Genomic DNA, 2,629 nt, shown 5'->3' on the forward strand with positions numbered 1-2,629 from the left:
GTGTTCGACTTCGGGACGGGCACCGGACGCTACATGACGCTGAGGGCCAGTGCCGGCGCGACCGCGCGGCTTTCGACCACCGTCAGCGGCAGCCACAACGAGCGCAGCATCGACACCGCGGTGCTGCCGACCGGCGTCTGGACGCACATCGTCGTCACCTTGTCCGGCACGACCCAGACGCTCTACGTGGATGGTGTCGCGACCGGAAGCATCGCCGACATGCCCTTCGCCCCCTTTCGGCTGGGCGATACCGGCCGGAACTGGCTGGGGCGCTCCCAGTCCGGCACCGATCCGTACCTGGATGGCCTGATCGACGACTTCCGCCTCTACCGCAACGCGATGACCGCCGACCAGGTGGCAGGGCTGTTCGCATCCTGATCCCCTGCATGAAGGTCCTTCCCCGGGAGAACCCGGGGGCAGGGAAGCCCGCGTACGGCAGCGTGCGCAGGCTGCATTGGACTATGCTCGACCCAAGCCGGAACCTCCGCCTGATCCGGCGGGCCGAGCGAGTTCACCGATGACCCCCAAAGCACCTGCGTCGGACTCCCCACCCCAGCGGCGCGGCTGGCTGGCTTCCGTGTCGCGGATCCCGGGCGGCGGCATCGCGATCGCGCTGCTGGTGCGGGTGCTGGTGTTCAGCACCGTGGTCACGCTGGTGCTGACCATCCTGCAGCTCACCCTCAGCTACCGCAGCGAGCGGGCGCGCCTGGAAAGCCGCTTCGGCGAGATCGACCAGGCCAGCTCGCGCAGCCTCAGCGAAAGCCTGTGGGCGCTGGACTCCAAGCAGCTCGAGGAGCAGCTCGAAGGCATCGTGCGGCTGCCGTCCATTCGCGCGGCCGAGGTGCGCGAGACGGCGTCGTCCGCCCATTCGCTGACGGTGCTGCGCGGCGAGCGACAGGCCAGCCGCTCGGTGGTGAAGGAGTTCCCGCTCGCCTGCTGCGGCCAGCACCCGGAGGTCATCGGCGTGCTGCGCGTCGAGGCGACGCTGGCCGACATCTATCGCGAGCTGGCGACCCAGGCCTTCGTCATCCTGCTCAGCAATGCCGCCAAGACCTTCCTGGTCGCGTTCTTCATCCTGTTCGTCGTGCACCGGCTCGCGACGCGCCACCTGCTGGACATCGCCGCATCGATCGGCAGCGTCAACCCGCAGGTGGAAGCGCCGCCGCTGCAGCTGCGGCGCCAGCAGGTCAAGGGCGACGAGCTCGACCAGCTGGTCGATGCCCTGAACGCGATGCGCGAGCGGCAAGCACAGCATGCCGCGGAGCTGGCCAACGCCAACGCCCGCATGGCGACCATCCTCGACAACATCCCGGACCTGGCGTGGGTCAAGGACGCCGGCGGCCGCTACGTCGCCGTCAACCGCGCGCTCATCACCACGCTCGGCTTCGAGGGGCCGGGCCAGATGATCGGCAAGACCGACTTCGACGTCCATCCACCGGAGCTCAGCCGCGGCTACCGGCTCGACGACGCCGAGGTGATGGCGTCGAACGCCAGCAAGCGCATCGAGGAACGGCACGTGCGCCTCGACGGCGGCATCACCCTGGTGGAGACCATCAAGACCGCGCTGCGCGACCGCGACGGCCGCGTCACCGGCACGGTCGGCATCGCCCGCGACATCACGCAGCGCCAGCAGGCCGAGGCCGACCGGGTGGCACGCCAGGTGGCCGAAGCGGCCAACCAGGCCAAGAGCGACTTCCTGGCCAACATGAGCCACGAGATCCGCACGCCGATGAACGCCATCCTCGGCATGTCGTACCTGGCGCTGCAGAGCGGTCTCAACCCGCAGCAGCTGAACTACGTGCAGAAGATCCACGGCGCGGCCGAATCGCTGCTCGGCATCATCAACGACATCCTCGACTTCTCGAAGATCGAGGCCGGCAAGCTCGACATCGAGGCCATCGCGTTCAACCTCGGCGACGTGATGGAGGGGCTGGGCCACCTGGTCGGCATGAACGCCGAGCAGAAGGGCCTGGAGCTGCTGTTCGCGCTGCCGCCGCAGCTGCCGCACGCCCTGGTGGGCGACCCGTCGAGGCTGCGCCAGGTGTTGCTCAACCTGTGCAACAACGCCGTCAAGTTCACCGAGTGCGGCGAGGTGATCGTCGCGATCGCGGTCGCCGGGCGCGAGGCGCACTGCATCGACCTGCGCTTCGAGGTGCGCGACACCGGCATCGGCATGACGCCCGACGAGCGGCAGCGCCTGTTCCAGCCCTTCACGCAGGCCGACTCGTCGACCAGCCGGCGCTATGGCGGCACCGGCCTCGGGTTGTCGATCAGCCGCCACCTGGTGCAGCTGATGGGCGGCGAGATCAGCGTCGACAGCGCGCCGGGCCGCGGCAGCAGCTTCCACTTCACGCTGCGCTTCGGCCTGCAGCCCGAGCCGGCCGAGGCACCGTCGCGCGAAGGCAGCCTGCCCGGCCGCCGCGCGCTGGTGGTCGACGACAACGCCAGCGCGCGCGAGCTGCTGGCCGGCATGTGCACATCGCTCGGCCTCGACGTCGACACCGCCGCCGATGGCCGTGCCGCCTTGCAGATGGCGCAGCGGGCGGACGCCGACGACCGGCCCTACGGCCTGGTGCTGCTCGACTGGAAGATGCCCGGGCTCGACGGCGTCGAATGCGCGCGCCTGCTG

The 2,629-nt window shown here is 69.7% G+C and carries 2 protein-coding genes; both read left to right on the forward strand.

Features of this window, described 5'->3' with window-relative positions; genetic code table 11:
• Positions 1 to 378 (forward strand): LamG domain-containing protein (locus AC1D12_RS30535; protein WP_477844979.1); only part of this gene is annotated, 378 nt, incomplete at its 5' end.
• Between the two features lie 199 nt (positions 379 to 577).
• Positions 578 to 2,629: ATP-binding protein (locus AC1D12_RS30540; RefSeq protein WP_477844980.1), on the forward strand; the 2,052-nt coding region annotated here is incomplete at its 3' end.

This window comes from Rhizobacter sp. P1_G5 (assembly GCF_056405435.1).